At 66.1% G+C, this 22,985-nt stretch carries 23 protein-coding genes, 3 tRNA genes and 1 pseudogene; 12 read left to right on the top strand and 15 right to left on the bottom strand.

Features of this window, described 5'->3' with window-relative positions:
- The first annotated feature begins 73 nt into the window (after window positions 1-73).
- From ACQP0C_RS03405 to ACQP0C_RS03395, 3 genes are all read left to right on the top strand, one after another.
- Window positions 74-895, top strand: coding sequence for an SDR family NAD(P)-dependent oxidoreductase (locus tag ACQP0C_RS03405; protein ID WP_433730441.1), 822 nt, complete (start codon window positions 74-76; stop codon window positions 893-895).
- 78 nt (window positions 896-973) lie between these two features.
- Entirely contained in the window at window positions 974-1,666 is a 693-nt protein-coding gene (locus ACQP0C_RS03400) for an NUDIX hydrolase (RefSeq protein ID WP_433730439.1), read from the top strand.
- A gap of 101 nt (window positions 1,667-1,767) precedes the next feature.
- On the top strand, window positions 1,768-1,920 hold the full coding sequence (locus ACQP0C_RS03395; protein ID WP_433730437.1) for a hypothetical protein: 153 nt from the start codon (window positions 1,768-1,770) through the stop codon (window positions 1,918-1,920).
- A 144-nt stretch (window positions 1,921-2,064) separates the two neighbouring features.
- Here ACQP0C_RS03395 and ACQP0C_RS03390 read toward each other — a convergent pair whose 3' ends face one another.
- The 3 genes from ACQP0C_RS03390 to ACQP0C_RS03380 form a co-directional block, all read right to left on the bottom strand.
- A complete protein-coding gene (locus ACQP0C_RS03390; protein WP_433730435.1) occupies window positions 2,065-3,228 on the bottom strand; it encodes an NAD(P)-binding protein in 1,164 nt (387 codons plus the stop codon).
- A 206-nt stretch (window positions 3,229-3,434) separates the two neighbouring features.
- Complete coding sequence (locus ACQP0C_RS03385; protein ID WP_433730433.1) at window positions 3,435-4,535, bottom strand: CaiB/BaiF CoA transferase family protein; 1,101 nt, start codon at window positions 4,533-4,535, stop codon at window positions 3,435-3,437.
- A gap of 222 nt (window positions 4,536-4,757) precedes the next feature.
- Window positions 4,758-6,260, bottom strand: a complete 1,503-nt coding sequence (locus tag ACQP0C_RS03380) for a PLP-dependent aminotransferase family protein (RefSeq protein ID WP_433730431.1) — start codon at window positions 6,258-6,260, stop codon at window positions 4,758-4,760.
- A 62-nt stretch (window positions 6,261-6,322) separates the two neighbouring features.
- On the opposite strand from ACQP0C_RS03380, the gene ACQP0C_RS03375 reads away from it, so the two are divergent.
- The 4 genes and pseudogenes from ACQP0C_RS03375 (at window position 6,323) to ACQP0C_RS03360 (ending at window position 8,063) form a co-directional block, all read left to right on the top strand.
- Complete coding sequence (locus ACQP0C_RS03375; RefSeq protein WP_433730429.1) at window positions 6,323-6,637, top strand: hypothetical protein; 315 nt, start codon at window positions 6,323-6,325, stop codon at window positions 6,635-6,637.
- A gap of 52 nt (window positions 6,638-6,689) precedes the next feature.
- Window positions 6,690-7,262: a methylated-DNA--[protein]-cysteine S-methyltransferase gene (locus tag ACQP0C_RS03370; RefSeq protein WP_433730427.1), complete on the top strand. Its 573-nt coding sequence runs from the start codon at window positions 6,690-6,692 to the stop codon at window positions 7,260-7,262.
- A 54-nt stretch (window positions 7,263-7,316) separates the two neighbouring features.
- Window positions 7,317-7,574: pseudogene (locus ACQP0C_RS03365) on the top strand (PIN domain-containing protein); the annotation flags it as partial.
- A 78-nt stretch (window positions 7,575-7,652) separates the two neighbouring features.
- Window positions 7,653-8,063, top strand: a complete 411-nt coding sequence (locus ACQP0C_RS03360; RefSeq protein WP_433734419.1) for a cupin domain-containing protein — start codon at window positions 7,653-7,655, stop codon at window positions 8,061-8,063.
- Window position 8,064: 1 nt separating this feature from the next.
- Here the strand turns inward: ACQP0C_RS03360 and ACQP0C_RS03355 are convergent, their stop codons facing one another.
- Complete coding sequence (locus ACQP0C_RS03355) at window positions 8,065-8,394, bottom strand: hypothetical protein (RefSeq protein WP_433730425.1); 330 nt, start codon at window positions 8,392-8,394, stop codon at window positions 8,065-8,067.
- Window positions 8,394-9,626, bottom strand: a complete 1,233-nt coding sequence (locus ACQP0C_RS03350; protein ID WP_433730423.1) for a Rieske 2Fe-2S domain-containing protein — start codon at window positions 9,624-9,626, stop codon at window positions 8,394-8,396. The genes ACQP0C_RS03355 and ACQP0C_RS03350 overlap by 1 nt, the downstream gene beginning before the upstream one ends.
- 198 nt (window positions 9,627-9,824) lie before the next feature.
- Here ACQP0C_RS03350 and hsaA point away from each other — a divergent pair, with 198 nt between their 5' ends.
- The 4 genes from hsaA (at window position 9,825) to hsaB (ending at window position 13,533) form a co-directional block, all read left to right on the top strand.
- Window positions 9,825-10,988 (top strand): 3-hydroxy-9,10-secoandrosta-1,3,5(10)-triene-9,17-dione monooxygenase oxygenase subunit, encoded by a 1,164-nt coding sequence (gene hsaA / locus ACQP0C_RS03345; protein ID WP_433730421.1) that lies wholly within the window; start codon window positions 9,825-9,827, stop codon window positions 10,986-10,988.
- 147 nt (window positions 10,989-11,135) lie between these two features.
- A complete protein-coding gene (gene hsaD, locus ACQP0C_RS03340; RefSeq protein WP_433730419.1) occupies window positions 11,136-12,014 on the top strand; it encodes a 4,5:9,10-diseco-3-hydroxy-5,9,17-trioxoandrosta-1(10),2-diene-4-oate hydrolase in 879 nt (292 codons plus the stop codon).
- Window positions 12,014-12,919 (top strand): iron-dependent extradiol dioxygenase HsaC, encoded by a 906-nt coding sequence (hsaC, locus tag ACQP0C_RS03335; protein WP_354958570.1) that lies wholly within the window; start codon window positions 12,014-12,016, stop codon window positions 12,917-12,919. Before hsaD ends, hsaC begins: the two co-directional genes overlap by 1 nt.
- A gap of 38 nt (window positions 12,920-12,957) precedes the next feature.
- Complete coding sequence (gene hsaB / locus ACQP0C_RS03330) at window positions 12,958-13,533, top strand: 3-hydroxy-9,10-secoandrosta-1,3,5(10)-triene-9,17-dione monooxygenase reductase subunit (RefSeq protein WP_433730417.1); 576 nt, start codon at window positions 12,958-12,960, stop codon at window positions 13,531-13,533.
- A gap of 235 nt (window positions 13,534-13,768) precedes the next feature.
- Here the strand turns inward: hsaB and ACQP0C_RS03325 are convergent, their stop codons facing one another.
- Complete coding sequence (locus ACQP0C_RS03325; RefSeq protein ID WP_433730415.1) at window positions 13,769-15,199, bottom strand: MFS transporter; 1,431 nt, start codon at window positions 15,197-15,199, stop codon at window positions 13,769-13,771.
- Window positions 15,200-15,325: 126 nt separating this feature from the next.
- On the opposite strand from ACQP0C_RS03325, the gene ACQP0C_RS03320 reads away from it, so the two are divergent.
- Complete coding sequence (locus ACQP0C_RS03320) at window positions 15,326-15,904, top strand: TetR/AcrR family transcriptional regulator (protein ID WP_433730413.1); 579 nt, start codon at window positions 15,326-15,328, stop codon at window positions 15,902-15,904.
- Between the two features lie 144 nt (window positions 15,905-16,048).
- Here the strand turns inward: ACQP0C_RS03320 and ACQP0C_RS03315 are convergent.
- The 9 genes from ACQP0C_RS03315 to ACQP0C_RS03275 form a co-directional block, all read right to left on the bottom strand.
- Window positions 16,049-16,121, bottom strand: a tRNA-Asp gene (locus ACQP0C_RS03315).
- 4 nt (window positions 16,122-16,125) lie between these two features.
- Window positions 16,126-16,198 (bottom strand) — tRNA-Phe (locus ACQP0C_RS03310).
- 39 nt (window positions 16,199-16,237) lie between these two features.
- Window positions 16,238-16,313: transfer RNA gene (locus ACQP0C_RS03305), tRNA-Glu, on the bottom strand.
- A 219-nt stretch (window positions 16,314-16,532) separates the two neighbouring features.
- Window positions 16,533-16,655, bottom strand: coding sequence for a hypothetical protein (locus tag ACQP0C_RS03300; protein ID WP_433730411.1), 123 nt, complete (start codon window positions 16,653-16,655; stop codon window positions 16,533-16,535).
- An 85-nt stretch (window positions 16,656-16,740) separates the two neighbouring features.
- Window positions 16,741-17,475 (bottom strand): hypothetical protein, encoded by a 735-nt coding sequence (locus ACQP0C_RS03295; protein WP_433730409.1) that lies wholly within the window; start codon window positions 17,473-17,475, stop codon window positions 16,741-16,743.
- Window positions 17,476-17,512: 37 nt separating this feature from the next.
- Window positions 17,513-19,234: an asparagine synthetase B family protein gene (locus ACQP0C_RS03290; protein WP_433730407.1), complete on the bottom strand. Its 1,722-nt coding sequence runs from the start codon at window positions 19,232-19,234 to the stop codon at window positions 17,513-17,515.
- An 8-nt stretch (window positions 19,235-19,242) separates the two neighbouring features.
- Window positions 19,243-19,728, bottom strand: coding sequence for a hypothetical protein (locus ACQP0C_RS03285; protein ID WP_433730405.1), 486 nt, complete (start codon window positions 19,726-19,728; stop codon window positions 19,243-19,245).
- Window positions 19,729-20,637: 909 nt separating this feature from the next.
- Window positions 20,638-21,957, bottom strand: coding sequence for a hypothetical protein (locus ACQP0C_RS03280; RefSeq protein ID WP_433730403.1), 1,320 nt, complete (start codon window positions 21,955-21,957; stop codon window positions 20,638-20,640).
- Window positions 21,942-22,832, bottom strand: a complete 891-nt coding sequence (locus ACQP0C_RS03275; RefSeq protein ID WP_433730401.1) for a hypothetical protein — start codon at window positions 22,830-22,832, stop codon at window positions 21,942-21,944. Before ACQP0C_RS03275 ends, ACQP0C_RS03280 begins: the two co-directional genes overlap by 16 nt.
- Window positions 22,833-22,985 lie beyond the last annotated feature (153 nt).

Genomic DNA, 22,985 nt, shown 5'->3' with positions numbered 1-22,985 from the left:
AACTGCAACATGAGTGTTGCAGTTCTAGAAAATATGGCTACTCTTGTGTTGCATCCGATCGAAGGAGTTAGACATGACCCACTCGGGAAAAACCGCCCTCGTCACCGGCGCCTCGTCCGGTATCGGGGCCGAATTCGCCGCCCAGCTCGCGGCGCGCGGTGACAATCTGGTGCTGGTCGCCCGGTCGCTGGATCGCTTGGAATCCCTTGCCGCCGAATTGCGTAACCGACACGGCGTCCGAGTGGATGTCATCGGTCAGGACCTGACCGATGTGGACGCGGCCATCCGGATCGCGAATGAGCTTGCAGCCCGGGAACTTTCGATCGACGTCCTGATCAACAACGCCGGTTTCGGCAGCGCGGGCCGGTTCGAGGAACTCGCCGCCGATGGTGAACACGACCAGCTGATGGTCAATGTCGTTGCACTGGCCGGTCTTACGCGCCGGTTGGTCCCGGGCATGCTCGAACGCGGCAGCGGCGAGATCGTCAATGTCGCCTCGATCGCCGCCTTCCAGCCCTCGCCGTACTTCGCAACCTACGCCGCGGGGAAGGCCTTCGTCCTCAACTTCAGCCTCTCCCTGTGGAGCGAATACAGCGATCGCGGTGTCAAGGTTCTCGCTTTGTGCCCGGGTCCGACGGAGACCCAGTTCTTCGACGTGGTGGGCACCCGCAAGGCCGCGATCGGCCCGTCCATGGACAGCGCGGCGCACGTCGTCCGCTCGGCCCTGCGTGCCCTCGAACGCAACAGGGGCTATGTGGTCCCCGGTGCGGGAAACTTCGCCTCCGCGCACCTGATGCCGCGCCGCCCGCGTACGCTCGTCGCCCGAATCGCCAAGCTGGTGACCCGCGGCGTGGCCGACGCGGCCGAGCAGGGTTCGGTGCGCACAGCGGCGTGAGGCCGGCCGGAGCCGAGAGCGTGCCGATGTGTGGGAACCGACGTCACCGAATCCCCGATGCTGGGGCAAGATCGAAGGATGGGCCCGACTACGGGACCTCGCGTCCCCACCAGCATCGCCGACTTCCGCGCATCGGCCTGCGCCCGGCTGGACGGGTATCCACACACCGAGGTCCCGGACGCACCGGGCCTGCGCCGCGCCGCGGTCCTGCTGTGTGTGGTCGATGAACCGGACGGCCCGTTGTCGGTGATCGTCATCAAGCGGGCATATCGCGGGCGCAATGCCGGACAGTGGGGATTGCCGGGTGGGCGGGTCGATGCGGGCGAAACCACCGAACAGGCGGCGATTCGTGAGCTGCACGAAGAGCTCGGCCTGACCGCCACCCCGGCCGACATCCTCGGCAGACTCGACGACTTTCCGGCCACGTCCGGTTTCGTGATCACCCCGATCGTCGCGGCCCTCGACGACGCGGGCGAGCTGCGGCCCAGTCCGGCGGAGGTCCACTCGGTGCATCTCGTGGATCTCGCCCGGCTGGTCGCCGACGATGTCCCGCACTGGGTGTCCCCGAAAGACGCTGCTCTGCGCGCCGACGCGCCATCGACCACCCTCGAAGGCCTCGGCATGCTGCAGATGCGCCTCGGCGAGAATATGACCATCCACGCGCCGACCGGCGCGATGCTCTGGCAGTTCCGCGAGGTCGTCCTACTCGGCCGGGACGCCACCGAAGCCCGCATTGCCCATTTCGCCCAACCGGAGTGGACCCGCCATTAGGAGCACTGCACGTTCGGGGCCGGGATACCGCCACAGACCGGCGACCTCGGCGAGCCGGTCGGCGAATGAAACGCAATAGCCTGATCCGGCAGACTCGCGCCATGCAGACGCACCAGACCATCACCGACACCGTCGAGTCCCACCTCGCACTCGCCGATGTCGATGCCCCGGGCCTGGTGGAAGGCCTCTACTTGGAAGGGTCGGCCGCTCTCGGAGACTTCCAGTCCCAGGATTGTGAAGAGACAGCGGTGTAGCCCGAATCCAGGAGTGGCACTTGATGTCTGATGTGACGTGCCGATACTGCTGCGGCGACCGAGCGTCGGGGGGAAGGCCTCCGCGGTGGATGCGGAGCTGGTGGAGCGGGCCCGCGCCAACGGCCGGTAGGCGACCGGCAGGCTTCAGATTCGGATGGGCGACTGCACTGCGGCCACGGCTTCTCGCGCGGCATGCACGGCACTATTGATGGAGATCTCACCCCGCATGCCGGGGGCGGCGACCATGTCGCCGGCGAGGTAGACATTGTCGCCTCGAGCTATGGCGGGCCGGTCACGCCAGGTCTGTCCGGGCAGGTCGACGGCGCCGGTGCGGCCGTTGGCGGTCGCGGTGCGGGTGAATTTCGTGCGGTCACGCCAGCCGGGAACCACGAGGTTTGCAAAATCCTGCAGCCGTGTGTGCGCATCGGCATTGGCTTCGCCTGTGCGGATGGGCATTTGGAGTTGGAACAGCGACTCACCCGGCGGGGCGATGGTGTCGTCCTGCATGGTGTAGCTCTCGTGAAAACCTCCTTCGTCGAGGTCGAATACCAGATTGCGATCGGATTTGCCTGTGGTGACGGCAATATCGAGGAGGGCGCAGTGGCCGCTGGTCCAGGTGAGGGAGTCGTCGCCTAGCAGCCTCCGGGCCGCGGGCAGGTTGGTCGCGACGATTACCGGCCCGTGGGTGGGGAGCTGATCGATCCGTGACCCGGTTTCGATACCGACACCGAGTTCGGTTGCGCGCGTTTCCATCCGATCGATGACCCGCTGCCACCCGCCGCGCACCCACCGGATGGACGGGATCCGTACCCCGAACACGCGCTGGAACAGATCCCAGACGAATGCCGCCGACAGGCGCCCGGTATCGGCGTCGTAGGTGGTCGCGCTGATTGCATTGGCAACCCGGTCGGCGGTGTCGGCACTCCACCGTTCCGATGCCCAGTCGCGGAAGCTCCGGTCGACCGGCGCGACGAGTCGGGGATGCGGTTGGGCGCGCAACATTGCCAGCGGGGGCAGCCGCAGGAGCCGGCCGTCGACACGGAACCCGATGCGTGCGGCGTCGGCGACCGACGGCCAGCCCAGATCGTCGATGAATCCGCGCGTTTTCAGCCAGGTGTAGTGCGGGCCGTCGGCATAGAACACGTGCCCACCGCCGTGGGCGACACACGGTGCCGCCTTGGCGCGGCCCCGCCCACCGAGGGTGTGATGTGCCTCGTACAGCTGGACCGGGACGCCGGTCTCGGCGCACGCGATGGCCGCCGTCAACCCCGCCAAGCCGCCCCCGATCACGGTGATATGGGTTTTCATGTGGTGCTCCCTTCGAAGAGGCCGATGCACCTTGGACGGACCACCGTCGCGGAACGTGACGGGCGGGAGCCATGACACGAGTCACAGCTTGCAGGCCAACGACTCCGGAGCAGCTCAGCGCGCCTGAAACGGCGCAGGCCCCGGTAGAAACCGGGGCCTGTCGGCGTGGGAGGAACTGTGGGCTTGCCCGCGTCAGCGGTGAATCATCAATCCGCCCAAATGGATTCGATCGGCGTCGCCTCGCTGGGCGGCGGGGTGGGTGTGCCGGCCGGCGTGCGCGAGAAACGTGGGGCAGGGGCGTGCTGGACGACGCCGTCGATCTCGATGAGTCCGGTGCGGGCGGCGATGTGCGGATTCTGTTCGGCCTCGGTGAAGGTCAGCACCGGTGTCGTGCAGGCGTCGGTGCCGTCGAAGATCGCGGCCCACTCGTCGCGGGTCTTGGTCTTGAACTTCTCTGTGAACAGTTTTTTGAGCTGATCCTGACCGTTCGGGTCGATCTGCATCGGCAGGCCCTCGGGGTCGATCTCCAAGCCCTGCAACAGTTCCGCGTAGAACTGCGGTTCGATCGCGCCGACCGCCATGTACTTGCCGTCGGAGGTTTCGTAGGTGTCGTAGAAGGCCATACCGGTGTCGAGCAGGTTGGTGCCGCGCTCATCGGACCACAGGCCCATACCGCGCATGCCCCAGATCATGTGCGACAGGGCGAGCGCCCCATCGATCATCGCCGAGTCGATGACCTGGCCCCTGCCGGAGCTCTGCCGCTCGACCAGCGCCGCGAGAATGCCGAAGACCAGGAACATCGAGCCGCCACCGAAGTCGCCGACCATATTCAGCGGCGGCACCGGCCGCTCACCCTTGCGCCCGATCGCGTGCAGCACACCGGTCAGCGAGATGTAGTTGATGTCGTGTCCGGCGCGATCGGCCAGCGGTCCGTGCTGGCCCCAGCCGGTCATCCGGCCGTAGACCAGACGCGGGTTGCGCGCGAGCACGGCATCCGGACCCAGGCCCATGCGCTCGGTGACGCCTGGGCGGAAGCCCTCGATCAGCACATCGGCCTTCTCGGCGAGTGCGAGCACCTTCTCGATATCCGCCGGATCCTTCAGATTCGCCTCGACGATGGTGCGCCCGCGCCACTGCGGCCGCTCCATGAAACCGGGCAGCATGCCCGGCCGCTGTACCCGAACCACATCGGCGCCGAGATCGGCGAGCAGCAGTGCCGCATGCGGCCCCGGACCGATCCCGGCCAGCTCGATGACCTTGATGCCCGCAAGCGGCCCCTGCTTGGTGGCGGTGGATGATGTACTCACGCCCTACCTCGGTTCGTCGTTGACCCAGCGCACCGCCGAAACGGTGCTCCCCGGGAGCCACCCCCGGGCTGTATTGACAGTACGACAATAAGCCGCGAACCAACCATACGAGCACCGAGGCTCACGCATATCCAGTTGTCATCGCGCATACCGCACAGCCTGTGCGAGGTCGTGACTCACTGTGCGGTAGCACAACCGGCGTGCCAACGAGCCGGGCAGGGTTCAGTAGCAGGTGAGGGGTTGGAGGGGGTCGGCGGCGCGGGGGGTGAGGGCTTCGTAGGCGGCGGCTATGGATTTGACGGCTAGGCGGAGTTCGGGTTCGGGGTGGGTGAAGGGGAGGCGGAGGAAGCGTTCGAAGGCGCCCTGGACGCCGAATCTCGGTCCGGCGGCGAGTAATACGCCGTGGTTGGGGGCGGTGGCGGCGAGGGCGGTCGAGACGGGGGCCGGCAGTTGCGCCCAGACGGACATGCCGCCGTCGCCGACGATCGCGCGCCAGTCCGGGAGTTCCTCGGCCAAGGCGGTGAGCAGGGCCGCGCGCTGGGAGTGGAGTTGGTCGCGGCGGCGGGTGAGGATCGTGTCGGCGTGCTCGAGCAGGTGGATGGTGGCGAGCTGGTCCATGACAGGGGTGCCGAGGTCGACGGTGGAGCGGATGCCGAGCAGTTTCGCGATCAACGATTGGCCGGTGCGGATCCAGCCGACGCGCAGACCGCCCCAGAAGGATTTCGAGGCCGAACCGATGGTGATGATCTCGGAGCCCTTCGCGAAGGCCGCGACCGGGGGTGGGGCGGTCCGGTCGGTCAGGCTCAGGTCCACCATCGACTCGTCGATCACCACGGTCATCCGGGTTTCGCGGGCAATGGCGGCCAGTTCGGCGCGGCCGTCGGCGTCGAGCAGCAGGCCGGTCGGATTGTTGAAGTCCGGCACCAGGTAGGCCAGCGTTGCCGCGGTTTGTCTTGCGGCGCTTCGGATTCCGTCGAGATCCCAGCCGGATTCCGGGGTTTCCGGACGCAGCGGTACCGGCACCGGCCGGGCGCCGACGTCCCGGATCGCCTCGATGGCATTGGGATAGGTCGGATGGTCGATGAGCACCCGGGCCGCCGGTGCGGTGAGCACATTGAGCAGCAGGCGCAGGCCGTGCTGGGCGCCGAGGGTGACCAGGATCTGGTCCGGTTCGGTGGGCAGGCCACGCTCGGTGTAGCGGCGGGCCAGCGCCTCGCGCAGTGCGAGCACACCGACGGGGTCCATGCCGTGCGTGCCGAGATAGGCCGGAATACCTTGCAGCGCATCGGAGTACGCATCCTGCATCTCCATGGGCGCGGCCATCGCGGCATAGGTCATATCGATGGTCGGCAGTTCCGGCTGAGACATCATCGCCAGGATGCTGCGGGCGGGTTTGGTGCCGTCGTGCTGCACGTCGCGCGGGAGGGCGACGGTGCTGCGCGAGCCCTGGCGGCTGATCAGATAGCCGTGTTCGCGCAGCAGGCTGTAGGTCGAGGTGATGGTGGTGCGACTGACGCCGAGGGTGGCGGCGAGGTCGCGCTCACTGGGCAGGGCGACCCCGAGCGGGGCGCGACCGTCGTGGATGAGCAGACGAATGCCTTCGGCGAGGGCCAGATAGGCCGGACGCGTCGACCGACGCTCGCCCGATTCACCGTTCTCATCCGCATGGCGCCAGTACCCCAGATCGCGGGCCAGGCTGGCGGCACCGATCACTCTCGTCGACATAAAGTCCAGTATTAGCGAAGTGGATATTTAATGGCAAGGCCAGTGCGCGCACGCTGTTCGTTATGAGCGCCCTCGCCACCGTCCTCGTCATCGCCTTCTTCGGCTATCTCGTGCACCGGTACGCGCCGAGACAGCCCGGTGCGGTATTCCGCCTCGAACGGTTCCACGCACCGGGACCGCTGACCGAATGGTCGCCCTCGTACTACGAAAACCAGCGCCAATACGCGGATCTCGCCGCGATCTACGGCCGCGGCGATGTACCGGATCCCGATGCGGTGGCGCTGACGCGCCCCGTGCGCACCGCGCGGCGGACGATCTCGAACCCGAGCTGCGCGGCGACAAAACCGACCGTCGGCGGATTCCAGGCCAGTTTTTAGAAACTGGACTGGACTGCTCGAAGATGTCGGACCCCGCGTGCACACTGACCGTATGAGTGCTTCCGCGCGCCCGGTCACCGGGTCGGCGCTGTTCGACACCGCGATCGGCCCCTGCGCGATCGCCTGGACCGATGATGCGGTATTCCGGTTCCGGTTGCCGGAGGCGACCCCCGCCGCGACGCGGGCCAGGATCATGCGGCCGAGCAGCTGGATTCCGGACGCCGACGAAATCCCCGAGGCCGCGCCCACCGGCCCGATCGCCGACGCCATCGCACACATCCAGGCACATCTCGCCGGAGACCTCGACGATCTGCGCTGGATTCCGGTGACCACCAAGGGAATTCCGGAATTCCACCGCGCCGTCTACAAGGTGACCCGCGCCATCGATCCGGGCCACACCCTCAGCTACGGCCAGGTTGCCGACCGCATCGGCGTCCCCGGCGCGGCCCAGGCCGTCGGACAAGCCTTGGGCCGCAACCCGATCCCCCTGATCATCCCGTGCCATCGAGTCCTCGCCGCCGACCACACCCTCAACGGCTTCTCCGCCCCCGGCGGCATCACCACCAAACAGCGCCTACTGGAAATCGAACGCACCCCGGGCTTCGGCGAACCCACCCTGTTCTGACCACAGCTCGACCCTTGTCCGGATGTCTTCGCCTGGCGGCCCGCCGCCGCGGCCGTGCTGATCGCCGTCTGCCCGATTGTCGAGTTGGAGTTCTTCTACTCTGTGCGGTCTGCCGCCGACCGGGACCGGACCGTCGGGGACATTCGAGTGGTGTTCGGTTGGGAACCCATCGATGATGGGGCCTTCGCCCGCGCCTGGGAGGTCCAGGGAGCTCACCAAGCGGGCGCAACATCGCAGCGCAGGCCCCGTCTCGTTATCGCCGCCACCGCGGAGCTACGCGGATCGACCCTGCTGCACAGAGATCGCGACTTCGAATGCATCGCAGCGGTCACCGGACAGCCGCAAGTGGCTGGGACCCCGCGACGCACGCCGATCGGGCATAGTCGGGACATGACCGACAACCGACCGCCGCTTGCCGTCGCACTCGATCTGGAACCGCATCCGGAGGGCGGGTGGTATCGGCAAACCTGGCGCAGTGCAGTGGAATTCACGCCGGAGGGCTATCCGGGGCCGCGGGCCAGCGCGACGGCGATCTACTTCTTACTGATGCCGGGCGAAAGGTCGGCGTTGCATACGGTGCGCTCGGACGAGCTGTGGCTGTGGCATCGAGGTGGGCCGCTGGTGCTCGACATCGGGGGCGAGGAGATCGTCCTCGGGCCCGATGTCGAGCGCGGGCAGGTGTTGCAGGCGGTGGTGCCGGGTGGGGTCGGTCAGGCCGCGCGTCCGGCTGGCGCCGAGTACGTCCTGGTGAGCTGCATTGTTTCGCCGGGATTCGACTTCGCCGACTTCACCCTCGACTGAATCAGTCGATGTCCAGCAGACCCTCGTCGACGGCCCATTTGATCGTCTTCTCCAGTTGCGCACAGGATTCCGGCCGCCCCGGGCCGTAGCCCTGCGCACTGAGCTTGGCGAAGACCGGGCAGCGCGCGGCCGGATTCTCCGTCCACTGCACCGAGGTCTGGTGCGACGAACTCTTGCGCACCAGCACCTCGCTCTGACATGACTGACACCGCAGCGGCGTCAGTCCCTCCTCCAGATAGCGCTGCTTGTCGACCACGGTCTGGGCCTGCACCGCGGCCCGCCGCGCCGGTTGGTCGGCGAAGTCGGGTGCTTTCGCCCAGGTCGGTGCCATCAGACTCCCGCTTCCGCTTCCCGCTTGCGCCGCAGATTTTCGGCGACCTCGGCCTCCCACGCCTCATTCGCCTTGGTGGTATCCACCTCGAACTCGAAGCGCTGGGTCATCTTCTCGGTCACATCGGCCAGGTCGACATAGAACTGGTCGTACCAGCGACGCAGCTGATAGACCGGCCCGTCCTCCTCGCAGAGCAGCGGATTTTCGACCTTGGACTTGTGCTTCCAGATCTCCACATCCTGCAGGAAGCCGACGCTGATGCCTTCGGTCATCTTCGCGGCCAGCTTGTCGGCCATCTCACCGTCGACGCCCTTCGGCTTCTCCAGCGAAACACCCCACTGCAGGACGAACGAATCCTGAGTGACCGGGTAGTGGCAGTTGATCAGGACGCTCTTGACCTCGTATCCGCTGTAGATATTGATCAGCGGATTGATCATGTACGACGGCCCGAAGTACGACGCCTCCGACTTCAGCAGCGTGTCGCCGCCATACTTGGAGGCCATGCCGATATCGGGACGACCCTTGGTCTCCAGGAACTGGGTGGCGATATGCCCCTCGAAAACGTTCTTGAAGTACGTCGGGAATGCGAAGTGGATGTAGAAGAAGTGGGCCATATCCACCACGTTGTCGATGATCTCGCGGCAGTTCGCGCCCTCGATCAACAGCGAGTTCCAGGTCCACTCGGTCCACCCGCTGTCGAGCTGTTCGCTCGGGTTGCCATCCGCGTCGGTGTACGGGCCGACGATGTGCGGAATGGTCACCTCGGGCGGGGGCTGGCTGCCCTCGACATCGTGCCAGACGAACAGCTGTCCGTTGCGCTCGAGCGTGGTCCACTTGCGGGTCCGCGCCAGCGGCGGCACGCGCCGCGCGTACGGGATCGCCGTGCATTTACCGTTGGTCCCCGACCAGCGCCAGTCATGGAACGGGCAGGCGATATCGCCGTTCTTGACCTCACCCATGCTCAGGTCGCCGCCCATATGCCTGCAGTAGGCGTCCAGCACCCGGAGTTCGTCATTGCTGTCGACCCAGACGACGAGCTTGGTGCCGAACACCTCGACCGCGTGTGGCTTGCCGTCGCGGAACGTCTTCGCCAAACCGAGGCAATGCCATCCCCGCGCATAGCGGGTGGGTGCGGAGCCCACATCGAGCTCACGGGGCTTACCCACCCCGTCGGCTCCGCCGACTGCCGTCCCCCTTCCCTTCGCACCGCTCCCCTGTGGGGTAACTGCCATCGCGATTCCTCCTCCTTCTGTACTAGAACACGTTACAAAAATGTCGCGTTCCACGCCAGCGATTCGGTCGACCACCTGCGAATCGGCGGCGAACGCCCCCGATGGTCACCCGTTCTCGACAGAAATAAGAACCTGTTCTAGTCTCAGAGGCAAATGAGTACCGGTTACCAATCCGACCAGGCAGGAGCGGGTCCCGCGATGACGCAAGAAGTGACCGAACGGGTCGAAGCACTGTTGCCGACGCTGCGCGAGCGCGCGCAGGAGGCCGAGGACCTGCGGCGCATCCCCGACGAATCAATGAAGGCACTGCAGGAGACCGGATTCTTCCGGCTGCTCCAGCCCAAGCAGTGGGGCGGACACGCGGCCGACCCGGTCGTCTTCTACGACACCGTCCGCAAGCTCGCCAGCGCATGCGGCTCCACCGGCTGGGTGGCCGGCATCGTCGGCGTGCACAACTGGCATCTCGCACTGTTCTCCCAGCAGGCGCAGGAGGATGTCTGGGGCGAGGACGACGAGGTGCGCATTTCCTCGTCGTACGCTCCGATGGGTGCGGGCACCGTCGTCGACGGCGGCTACCTCGTGAAGGGCGCGTGGGCCTGGTCCTCGGGCTCGGATCACGCGACCTGGGCGGTGCTCGGCGGTCCGGTGATCAAGGACGGCAAGCCGGTGGACTTCGGCAGCTTCCTGATCCCGCGGACCGACTACCGCATCGATGACGTGTGGAACGTCGTCGGCCTGCGCGGCACCGGCTCCAATACCGTTGTGGTGGAAGACGTTTTCGTGCCATCGCATCGGTTCCTCAGCTTCCGCGCGATGAGCGAGCTGAAATCCCCCGGCCTGGAACAGAACACCGATCCGGTGTACAAGATGCCTTGGGGCACCATCCATCCCACCACCATCTCCGCGCCGATCGTCGGCATGGCCTACGGTGCGTACGCCGCCCATGTCGAGCACCAGGGCAAGCGGGTGCGCGCGGCCTATGCGGGTGAGAAGGCCAAGGACGATCCGTTCACCAAGGTGCGCGTGGCCGAGGCCTCCAGCGATATCGACGCGGCCTGGCGTCAGCTGTCGGGCAATGTCGCCGATGAATACGCACTGCTGGTGGCGGGCAAGGAGATTCCGTTCGACCTGCGGGTGCGGGCCCGCCGCGACCAGGTGCGCGCCACCGGCCGGGCGATCGCATCCATCGACAAGCTCTTCGAGGCATCCGGTGCCACCGCGCTCGCGAACGGCACTCCGCTGCAGCGCTTCTGGCGGGACGCGCACGCCGGTCGGGTGCACGCGGCCAACGATCCCGAGCGCGCCTACGTCATGTACGGCACGCACGAGTTCGGGCTCCCCGTTACCGACGGCATGGTTTAGCTGTGACCGAGCGCAGCGAGGGCACCATCGACACAGCACCACCGGTCGCAGCGGAACCGAGCGCCAGCGAGGTGCAGCTGTGACCGAGCGCAGCGAGGGCACCATGGACACAGCACCACCGGGACCGAGCGCCAGCGAGGTACCGCTGTGACCGCGACTGCCGAGCTGACCTACGCTTCGACCTCGCGGTACGCGCAGGTGCGGCCCGAGCTGCGCCTGCACTACCACGAGGCCGGGGTCGGCAATGGCCCGACGATCGTGCTGCTGCACGGCGGCGGGCCCGGTGCCTCCTCGTGGTCGAACTTCGCCCGCAATATCGCGGAACTCGCGCGCGAGTTTCACGTACTCGCCGTGGATCAGCCGGGCTTCGGACGCTCGGATAAGCCGACCGATCATCCGCAGTACTTCGTGCACAGCGCCTCGGCGCTGCGGGCTCTGCTCGATGCCCTGGATATCACCGGACGGGTGCACCTGCTGGGCAATTCGCTCGGCGGCGGTACCGCGGTGCGGTTCGCGCTGGACTACCCGGATCGGGCCGGCAAACTGGTGCTGATGGGTCCGGGCGGGTTGAGCCTCAATCTGTTCGCGCCGGACCCGACCGAGGGCGTCAAGCAGTTCGCGAAGTTCAACTACGAGCCGACCAGGGAAAACCTGGAGGCGTTCCTGCGGATCATGGTCTTCGATCAGTCGCTGATCACCGATGAGCTGATCGAGGAGCGCTTCGCCTCGGTGAGCACACCCGAGGCACTGGCCGCGACCAGGGCGATGGGAAAGTCGTTCGCCGGATCCGATTTCGAGCAGGGCATGATCTGGCGCGAGGCCCATAGGCTGCGTCAGCCGGTGCTGCTGATCTGGGGCCGGGAGGATCGGGTGAATCCGCTCGATGGCGCACTGGTCGCGACGAAGATGATTCCACGGGTGCAGCTGCACGTATTCGGTGCTTGCGGACACTGGGCCCAGCTGGAAAAGTTCGATGAATTCAACCGGCTGGCAACGGATTTCCTTGCCGGTGCGAAGGAGAAGTGATGAGCATTCGATCACTGGCGTATCTGCGCATCGAGGCCACCGATATGGCGGCCTGGCGCGAATACGGCCTCAAGGTGCTCGGCATGGTCGAGGGCAAGGGCGGCGATCCGGAGGCGCTGTACCTGCGCATGGACGACTTCCCGGCACGCCTGGTCATCGTGCCCGGCGATAAGGACCGGCTGCAGGTCTCCGGCTGGGAGACCGCCAATGCCGCTGATCTGCAGGACATCCGGGACCGGCTGGACGCGGCCGGGGTGCCGTTCAAGGAGGGCACCGCGCAGGAGAAGGCCGATCGGCGGGTCTACGACCTGATTTCGTTCGAGGATCCCTCCGGCAACACTCTGGAGGCGTTTCACGGTGCGGCACTGGAACATCGGCGCGTGGTCAGCCCGTACGGGCACCGGTTCGTCACGGGCGAGCAGGGACTCGGCCATGTGGTGCTCAGCACCAAGGACGACGCGGCGGCGCTGACCTTCTACCGCGATGTGCTCGGCTTCCGTTTGCGTGACTCGATGCGGCTGCCACCGCAGATGGTCGGACGTCCCGCCGACGGCGAACCGGCCTGGCTGCGCTTCTTCGGCTGCAATCCGCGGCACCACTCGCTGGCCTTCCTGCCCATGCCGACCCCGAGCGGCATCGTGCACCTCATGCTCGAGGTGGAGGGTTCCGACGATGTCGGACTCTGCCTGGATCGCGCGCTGCGCAAGAAGGTGAAGATGTCGGCGACGCTCGGCAGGCACGTCAACGACAAGATGCTGTCGTTCTATATGAAGACACCTGGCGGATTCGATGTCGAATTCGGCTGTGAAGGTTTGGAAGTCGATGACGACGACTGGATCGCCAGGGAATCGACCGCGGTCAGCCTGTGGGGTCACGACTTCACGGTCGGACAGCGGCAGCAGTAATCGGTGACAGGGCCAGCGACCAGACCGGCGGGAAGACCATGACAATCGACGAATACCCCGCGATCGACGGACGGCAGTTCCGAAATGTATTGGGGCAGTTCTGCACCGGCATCACGGTGATCACCACCTTCGATGCCGACAGCGCCCCGATCGGCTTCGCCTGCCAATCCTTCGCCGCCCTGTCCCTCGAGCCACCCCTGGTCCTGTTCTGCCCCACCAAGACCTCCCGGTCCTGGGCGGCCATCGAACAGTCCGGCCGCTTCTGTGTGAACGTCCTGGCCGAAGAGCAGCAGCAACTGTGCGCCCGATTCGGTTCCCGCGAACCCGATAAATTCGCCGAAACCAGCTGGCACACCTCGGAACTGGAGCTCCCGCTCCTGGACGACGCCCTGGCCACCATCCAGTGCACGGTGGACAGCGTCGTCGACGGCGGCGATCACTACATAGTGATCGGCCGAGTGCTGGCCCTGTCGGAGTCGACCAGCTCCGGCAGGCCGCTGTTGTTCTACCGCGGCCAATACACCGCGATCGAACCGGAGAAGACCGTCCCCGCCCCCTGGCGCCACGACCTGGAGCATTTCCTCACCACCACAACGTTGGACACCTGGCTCTAGCGCGACTTCACCTTGGGCCAGAATCCCGCGCTCGTGGGCTCCGACACTTCGCCGACTCCACAGCGTCGGCCGATGTCGCGCCGACCGCGACGGGGCACGCATGCCCAATGGTGACGAATTGTTGACGACCGAGCGCAAGCCGTCGAATTGCCTTCGCGCTCTGAGTCATTCGTACGCAGGCGGCCCGGTGGCCCGACCCGAAGTAGCTCGGGTCGGACCACCGGCGCATTGGTGGTCAGGTTGTGGACCGGGTGCTGCGGAAGGTGAGGGCGACTGCGAAGGTCAGGGCGGCGATGCCCACTGCGGCGGCGAAGGCGGTGGTGATGCCGCTGACCAGGGCGTGCTGTGCCGAACCTCCGGCATTGCGGGAGGCGGTGCCGAAGACGGTGACCAGGATGGCGAGGCCGAGGGAGGAGCCGGTCTGCTGGAGGGTTTGTAGTGCGCCGCCCGCGGCGCCGGCTTCGGCCGGCGGCACGCTCGACATGATGATCACATTGAGCGGTGAGAAGGCAAGGCCGATACCGCATCCCATCAGGATCATGGCGATGAACAGCAGCGGGAAGTAGCCGCTGTCGACCGTCAGCCGGGTCAGCAGGGCCAGACCGGCCGCCATCGACATCGTGCCGATCACCGTCACCGGTTTCGGACCGAAGCGCGGCAGCAACCGCGGGATCAGCCGGATCATGGTGAACATCAGCAGTGCGGTCGGCATGAAGGCGAAACCGGTTGCCAGCGCGGACAATCCGCGCACTTCCTGCAGGTACTGGGTGAGGAAGAAGAACATCGACATACCGGCCATCGGGCCCAGGAACATATTGGTATAGGCAGCGGCGCGATTGCGGTCGAGGAACAGCCGCAATGGCAGCAGAGGCTGGGCCGTGCGCGCCTCGATGGTCAGGAAGGCGGCGATCGATGCGGCGCCGACCGCCAGCCAGATAACCGTCCCCGCATCGCCCCAGCCGTGTGACGCGGCGCTGATGAAGCCGTAGACCAGTGCGGCGACGCCGCCGGTCGCGGTCACGGCGCCGGGCAGGTCGAGGCGCGCGGGCTGGCGCGCGACGACCGGCAGATAACGCAGCGCGAGCACCACGACGGCCAGGCCGAAGGGCACATTGATGAACAGCGCGGAGCGCCAGCTCAGCCATTCGGTCAGCAGTCCGCCGACAATGAGGCCGATCGCGAAGCCCGCGCTGGACATGCCGGAAAACAGTGCGAGCACCCGCATCCTGGCCTTGGGTTCGCTGAATGTGGTGGTCAGCAGCGCGAGGGTGCTCGGCCCCGCCATGGCACCGCCGATGCCCTGTACGACACGGGCGATGAGCAGCCAGGTCGCCGATGGCGCCAGCCCGCCCGCCAGCGAGGCGAGTGTGAACAGTGCCGTACCGGCGATGAACAGGTTGCGGCGGCCGAACAGGTCACCGGCGCGGCCGCCGAGCAGCAGCAGCCCGCCGAAGACGAGGGTGTAGGCATTCATCACCCACGACAGATTCGTCGCGGTGAAGTGCAGGTCGGTGCGGATGCGCGGCAGCGCCACATTCATCACCGTGATGTCGAGGATGATCATCAATTGGCAGGTCAGCAGGGTGACCAGCACGATGCCGGAGCGGAGCCGACCGGCGGTGGGGGTGGCGGACGCACGGGTGTCCGCGGAGAGGGTGGTGGACAAAGAACGCTCCATCGCATGAGATTCAAACGGAGGGAGCCTCCGTTTCCGATGGAGCTATCATATGGAGGGTTCCTCCAGTTACGCAACTCTATCTGGAGGGTCCTTCCGTTTTCCACTGGAGGGAATATGGCAGCACCGTCGACCGGACGGCCGATGCGCGCGGACGCCCGGCGCAACTACGAGCGGATCGTGACGACCGCTCAGGAGGCGTTCGCCGAACAAGGCCCCGAGGCGCCGCTGGAAGAGATCGCGCGCCGCGCCGGTGTCGGCATCGGCACGCTCTACCGGCACTTTCCGAACCGCGAGGTGCTGGTCGAGGCCGTATACCGTTCCAGCATCGAACAATTGAGTGCCCGCGCCCACGAACTGCTCGAAACCCACTCGGCTGACCAGGCTTTCGAGCAGTGGCTGCGCGAACAGGTGCAATGGGTGATGGACAACCGCAGCCTCGCCACCACCCTGAAGGCCGGAATGGACAAGGGCTCACCGACCTTCCAGCTGTGCCGGGCCATGATCACCGATGCGGCGGGCGCACTCCTGCAGGCGGCACAGGACGCTGGCGCGATCCGTCGCGATATCGAACCGCGCGATCTGCTCAGATTCGGCCATGGCATCGGAATAGCGTGCGAAACGGTGCCCGAAGCCGCCGGCCGGATGATCACCGTGACGCTCGACGGTCTGCGCGCGTCGGACGGGACCGACTGACCGGAGGAAAGCCGAGGTGTCGATCCCCATCCCATTCGCATGGGACCATCCGTTTTCAAGACGGTGACGGACGCCGGTCCGCATGACTTTCCGAGTGAGCATCCAAAAGGACGGAGCTCTACCAACTGAGCTACAGGCGCATAGCGACCTCGACGGGAATCGAACCCGCGTAGTTCTGATCGACAATCAGAGTGCTCGACCAACAGAGCACGAGGCCATCGTGGTTTCTGAAGGATTCGAACCTTCGACACCTCGGGCTTCAACCGAGTGCTCTGCCAACTGAGCTGAGAAACCGTGGAGTTCACACTCCTGGGTGGTGGAAAAATTAGCGAGTGACGCAGATCGGAATCGAACCGACGTGGTCCCTGAATGAAAGTCAGGTTGCCCATACCAACAGAGCAACTGCGCCGCAGTGGGGACGGTAGGGATCGAACCCACCTGCCGAAGCATCTGATTTACAGTCGGGGTGAGCCACCAGGCTCATCGTCCCCAGCGTGAAATACGCTATCGTTGTTCAGTTTTCGAAGGTCATCTCTTTGCGCAGATGCGGCGACTTGCCGCGAAATAAAGAAGGGCCGCTCCCCGGCAGCTGCCCGGTGCGACCCATTGCGACACAAGAAAAGCTGTGTCACGGATCGCTCACGGTGCTGCTATCGGAAAAGCCATAGGACGAAAACTCCTGCGCGGACTCACTTTTCAAGGCAGCATCGAAAGAGCGCGCACGCCCTTCGAATTTCGCCTTGGTGGTCATTGCCGGATCCTCTCCCTGAACTCGTTGTATCCACGGTAAGCACGCCCGCACGCGATCGCAACCGAATTATCGGATGGGTCCGCAGTCAGCTGGTGTGCGACGTACACGTGGCGGCATCCGGCAATTCTTCTGCCAGGAAGACGGTTTGGGCCATCATCTTGAAGCCGGACATCTGTTCGCGGAAGACCTCGATGGACTCCTCCGGATGCACCGAATCGATCACCGCGTGCGGGCCGATGGCATTGAACTGGTGGCTGACACCGCGCGGAATCTGCATATCGACGAAGGAGCAGGGCGGGACGATCAGGTTGTATCTGGTGCGGTGCAGGCCGGGCGGTGTATCCGGTAGTTCGTCCTCGAATTCGCTCGGCACGAAGGGCGTAACGCCGACAACATTGGTCACCCGGAACGGCGAGAGGCTGCTCACCCGAATGTGGGTGTCGGGGCCGGTCATCATCCGAACGAAGCGCAGGCCGGTGTGCAAATGCATGCGCGAGCAGATGCCGCGTTCGGCGGCATTGTAGAAATCCATGAGGTAGCGGTCGGCGAAGAAGCCGTCGAAGGGGGTTTCGATCATGTAGACATCGCCCTCCTCGAAGGTCTGGGATCGGATGATGCCATCCGCGTCGGGTGCGGTGGCGGCACGACTCGCCTTGGCATTCCGGACTATCTGCGCGAACGCTTGGACCACCACCGCGGCGACCTCGGCCGGAAATTGCGCGACGGGCGTGACGACATTGCGTCCCGCATCCTGGAATTCGGCGAGGTCGTGGATCTCGTTCTCATCGTCTGCGCGGTATTTGATTCGGGGATCGGACATGCGGCTCCTCGGTGCTACTCCAATGGACGAATGCGGGTCACGGCCCCACGTCGAAGGACCGCAACCACAGCTCCAACGACAGCACCAGCCACAACTTGCCGCCCTGCCGCGGCAGCAGCGCGCCGTCACCGCGCAACCACGACCGGATGGTGTCCTCCCGGAACAGACCACGTGCCCGGGCGGACGAGCCGAGTAGCAGGTCGTTGCCGAGTTCGCGTAGCGGCCCGGAGAGCCACTGCTGCACCGGAACTCGCATCCCGCTCTTCGGACGGTCCACGATGGTGGCCGGAAGTAGATCTCGCACAGCCTGTTTGAGAATCCACTTCTCGCTGGTACCGGCCAGCTTGTAGCGGCCGGGCACGCGGAAGGCGTGGTCGATCACGGCGCGGTCGAACAGCGGCGCACGTCCCTCCAAACCGCTCGCGGCGGTGAGTCGTTCGACCTTGGTCAGAATGTGATGTGCGCCCTTGGTGCGCAGATTCGTATGCAATAGCTGGTTGAGCAGGCTGGTCATCCGGCCCTGGCGCAGGTATGGAGCGATCAGCTCGGTCAGCGGCGGTGCGTCGATGAGCGCGGTCAGCACATCGGGGCTCAGTAGCACCGGCAGGTCGCTGTAGCACTTGCGGTAGCTGTCCAGATAGGCAGCAGCCCTGGCATCGGCAGCCGGATCGTCACGGGACAACTCGAAGATCAGCATCGGCAGGTTCTTGGGACCGCCGAAGACCGGGTCGCCGCCCTCACCATTGAGCACCACTCGCATACCGTCCGCGGCAACGGCTTCGGCGAGCATCAGATTCGGTACCGTGAGCGGATCGCCGACCGGGCAGTCCAGCAGCGATACCGTCTGCGCCAGTCGCGATGCGACCGTCGTACCGGGGACGGTGAGTACCCGATGTTCGGTATTGCAGTGCGTGGCAACGAGTCCGGAGTAGGCGAGTTCGTTCGGTGTGGTGCCGCCGAAGCTGATGGAATACGACCGCACGCGCTGATCGTGCAGCTTGGCGGCAAGGGCGGTGACCAGGCTGCTGTCGATACCGCCGGAGAGCAGCACCCCGACCGGTTCACCCGCGGGCAGGCGCCGGGCAACCGCGTCCTCGAGCAGTTCACGCAGTTCCAGCGCGTGGTCGGCGGCCGAGCGCGCATCCTCGACTTCGATCGGCTCCCAGTAGGTTTCCTCGGTCAGCGAGCCGTCGTCGTGCAGGCGAACGCAGCGGCCGGGCAGGACCTCGTTGATATCGCGCAGCAGCGTCTCGCGGCCCGGCAGGTAGGCGAAGGTGAGGAAGGACCGGACCGCGGGTAGATGCAGTCCGGTGCGCAGTGCGGGCCATCGGTGCAATGCACGCAGCGATGTGGACGCGGCCCAGCCGTGGCCTGCGCGCGCATGGAACAGCGTGCGGGTGCCGACGTGGTCGCGGATCAGCACGAGATCGGCACCATCGGCGATGACCAGCGCGAACATGCCGTCGGCGGCGGCGATTCCGTCGAGTCCGAAACGGGCGTAGCAGTGCAATAGCAGTTCGCCGTCGGCGCAGTCCGGCGATATGCCCGCGCCGAGTCGAGCGCGCAGCCGGGCCGCGTTGAACAGCGTGACCTCACCGACCGCCGTCAACGCGCCGACGGTGAAGGGACCCGCCGCGACGCCGGGACCTTCGAGCAACCCCAGCGCATGACAACCCGTGACCGCCACCGGATCGCCACCGACCGCCCGCACCTGACCGGCCGGGTCATCCGGAGTCTGGAAAGCACACCAACGAGACATGGTTCCCCTCAGCCGAAATCGCCGCCGTCGTCCCCGGCGTCATCGTCCCAGCCACCGTAATCGCCACCCCCATCACTGGAACCGGACGACTGCGCGACCGCCTGTCGGCGCAACTCCTGCTCTTCCTCCACGGTCAGCGAAATCGGCGGCATGACCAGCGCACCGAGCAGTGCGCCACCCGCCACCGCGGCCAGAATCCCACCGAGCCGACCACCGAACGAGGACCGGTTCACCGTCAGCACACCGTCACCCCACAGCGTCCGCCCGAAACCCGCCTCCCGCCCGTACACAACGGATCCATTGCGATACACGCGTTTTACGATCTTCGGCCCGAGCGCCTCATCGGTCCCGGAGCCACCCCGGTCATCGCGCCACGACACCACCCCTCGCGCGTCACGAGTCCGCCACTCCTGACGCCCATCGGCATAACGCCGATGCACAGACCCATCAGCAAGCAATTCATCGGTATAGGTGATCTGCCGATGCTCCGACACAGCACTCCCCTTCCCTGCCTCGAGCCAGACCAACAAGCCCGCTGTCCTGCATAGTTCGATCACATGCGTTATCCGCACGCGCACCCCGCAAACCCGGCGATGCACAGCGCCGCCGCACCCACGGCACCGCGCCCGACCCAGCGACCGCGCCACAGCCACATGCGCCATAGGCACGCACACCCCCCAAACCAGGCGATCCGGAGCGCAACCGCACCCACGGCACCGCGCCCGACCCAGCGACCGCGCCACAGCCACATGCGCCATAGGCACGCACACCCCCCAAACCAGGCGATCCGGAGCGCAACCGCACCCACGGCACCGCGCCCGACCCAGCGACCGCGCCACAGCCACATGCGCCATAGGCACGCACACCCCGCAAACCAGGCGATCCGGAGCGCAGTCGAACGGACGGCAGCCCGTTCGACGCAGCATCCATGCCGCAGCCACACGCCGATCCACCAGTCAGCGCACCCGGATGCCGCGAGGCTTCCCGAAACCTCATGCGGCAGGCCGCATCAGAAAGCACGCGCTCTGGGCGCTGGCGGGTTCGGTAACGCGGCCTCTCGGCACCCACACCAGACGATGCGCGACAGCACCGTCGGACAGACGGCGTCCGATTCAACACGGCATCCGCATTGCAGCCACATGCTCCCACCGATCGGCCTGGCGCACAGGACGGCCGCAGGGTGTCCTGAAACATCATGTGGCGAGCCACATAAGCAAGCCCATGTTCCGTGCGCCGCGCAGTTCTGCCACACGCGCTATCTGCGCGCGCACCCCGCAAACCAAGCAATGCACAGCGCCGCACCGGCGGCGGCCCGCTCGATCCAGCGGTGGAGCCACAGTTACATACTGTCCATGATCGACCGGCCGCCAGCACACCCTGCTGCCCCATGGTGGCGTGGAAACTCATGCGGCGGGCCAGGTCAGGAAGCCTGCGTTTCGGGCGCGGCGTAGCTCGGTGAAGGTGGGTCGGGGTGGGCGGACCTCACGGACGAGGCGGTGGACGGTGCGCAGCAGCGAGGCCGGGCGCACTGCTTCGACCTCGACGTACCGGCCGCGGAGCAGCCATGTCCGTTCCCACGAATCCAGTTGCGCCACTATTGCGCTCAGAGCGGGGTCGCCGTAGGGCTCTTCGCCTTCCCACCAAGCCGACTCCGCCGCCTCAGCGCTCGATGCCCGGCCCCGGCGCAATTGTGTACTTTGCGTCGGCCCCATGTGCTCAGCAAACGTGCTCGGCGCTCGGGCGTCCGACTCTTCGCGCTCCCACGAATCGACCTGCGCCGCCTCAGCGCCCGGCGCTGGGTCACGGCGCAACTGTGCACGTCCGGACAAATCCACCTGCGCCGCTATCGTGTTCGACCCAAAATCGCAGTCCAGCTCTTCGCGCTGACACTGATCCCTCTGTGTCGCCTCGGCGTTCAGCGCTGGGCCATGGCGCAACTGTGCACGTTCCGTCGAATCCACCTGCGCCGCTATCGTGTTCGACCCAGGTTCGCAGTCCAGCTCTTCGCGCTGACACTGATCGCTCTGTGTCGCCTCGGCGTTCAGCGCTGGGCCGTGGCGCAACTGTGCACGTTCCATCGAATCCACCTGCGCTGCAAACAAGTTCGGCAACGGTCCATGGACATGGGGCAGGTGCAGTGTGCCTGCTTGGCGTGGCCGTAGGCCCAAGGGGACGACTCGTACGTCGTCGGGGATTTCGGTCAGTTCCCTCAGCCGCGCTGGGAAGGTGAGTCCGGTGGCGCTTGCATCGTGCAGCAGATAGATGGTGCCCTGGACGCTTGCGAGCATGCCTGCGATGCCGGGATCCAGGGGTAGTTCGGCTGCGCTGAGCACCGGGCATGCGGATTCCATCGGTAATCCGTTGGCGCGCAGCATTTGTGCGATGGCATCCGATTCGCAGACGAGCAGCCGTGGTAGGCCATAGTCGAACAGGTCCGGTTCGGGTGTGTGTCGTCCGGCTGGGGTGGCCTTCGGTGGCGCGATCGTCAAAAGACCCGGCACCTCGCCGTGGCGGTCGAGCGCGGCGCGGAAGGACGCGTAGGTCAGCGGTGCGGGGACCGTGAATGCGAAGCGTCGTGGGATCCGATGCACAGGTGTGAGGATTCGGCACACCTCGTAATAGAGCTGGCGCTCGGTGAAGCGGATACCGCTCGGTGCGGCGGCTCGCTCGGCGGCGATGCGCAGCAGCCGATCGAGCATATGCTGTTTCACCCGGTCGGCCACGTGAGGAAACCTACCTCGCGGGCCCGCCGCCGGTCCGGATCGGCCGCATCATCGACCCGCTCGACCGCCCGTTCGAGCACGGCGAGCAGTTTCGCTGGCGGAATCGCGGCGATCGGCGACCACCATCCTTCGGCGAGCCATTCGATCTCCGCCGCCGAGAGCGGTTCCCCGCGCAGGAATGCGGTATCGGACTCGGGCGGTCGGGGCTCACGCAGTCGCAGCGCCGATGCATTGGCCAGTACCGCGCGCGGCCACAGGCCGACCGGCACGACCCTGGGACCGAGCGCAGCGCGAGCCTGCCCGGCCAGCGCGACACCGGTCAGGCTGGCATCGTGCAGCACGATCACCGGCACACCAGGTGGCACCCGATCGATGCGATCCGACAGGGCCATATCCCAGGTCCGCGATACTTCGTTGGCGGCAAGGCAAGCCAGCACACTCGCATCCGGACACAGCACGGCGAATCGAGGTCGCTGCACGGCTGGTGGCTTCACCAGTGATTCATCCACCGAGCCGGGCGGCGGACCGTTATAGATCGGGGTCCACCGGCCGATCACATCCCGACGGAATACGTTGTACGGCACCGGCATTCGCACGGAGGCGACACTCAGAAACCAAGGCCGTGCGGCTTGTATTCCGACAATGGCCAGCGCAAGCACCAGCGCACCGAGCGGAATCCCCACCCCCGCCGGTACCGCGCCACTGACCATCAGAAAAAACGCCACCACCACAATGGCCACCGAAACCCCGATGCGCACCCGCTTGAACACCTGCAGCACATCCGGAACCTTCTTGCGCCCGGCCGCATACCAGAGCTGGGTCAAGGTGTACCGCAGCCCCCGCCCGTCCCCGAGCCGCTCGGCCAACTTGCGCATCCGAATATCGTGCAGCCCGAACGGACTCTCCTTCGGCTCGAGCGCGAACTCCCGCTTACACGTCGAACAGCGCCGCCCCCCGCGCTCCTTGCGCAACAAATTCGCATTGCAATGCGGACAGATCACGCCTCATAGTCTCCGATTCCCCCACCA

This window comes from Nocardia sp. CA-129566 (assembly GCF_050956075.1).
In the GTDB taxonomy this organism is placed as follows: domain Bacteria; phylum Actinomycetota; class Actinomycetes; order Mycobacteriales; family Mycobacteriaceae; genus Nocardia.
Note: the sequence above shows the minus strand (reverse complement) of the source record. Positions and strands in the feature narration are given on the sequence as shown.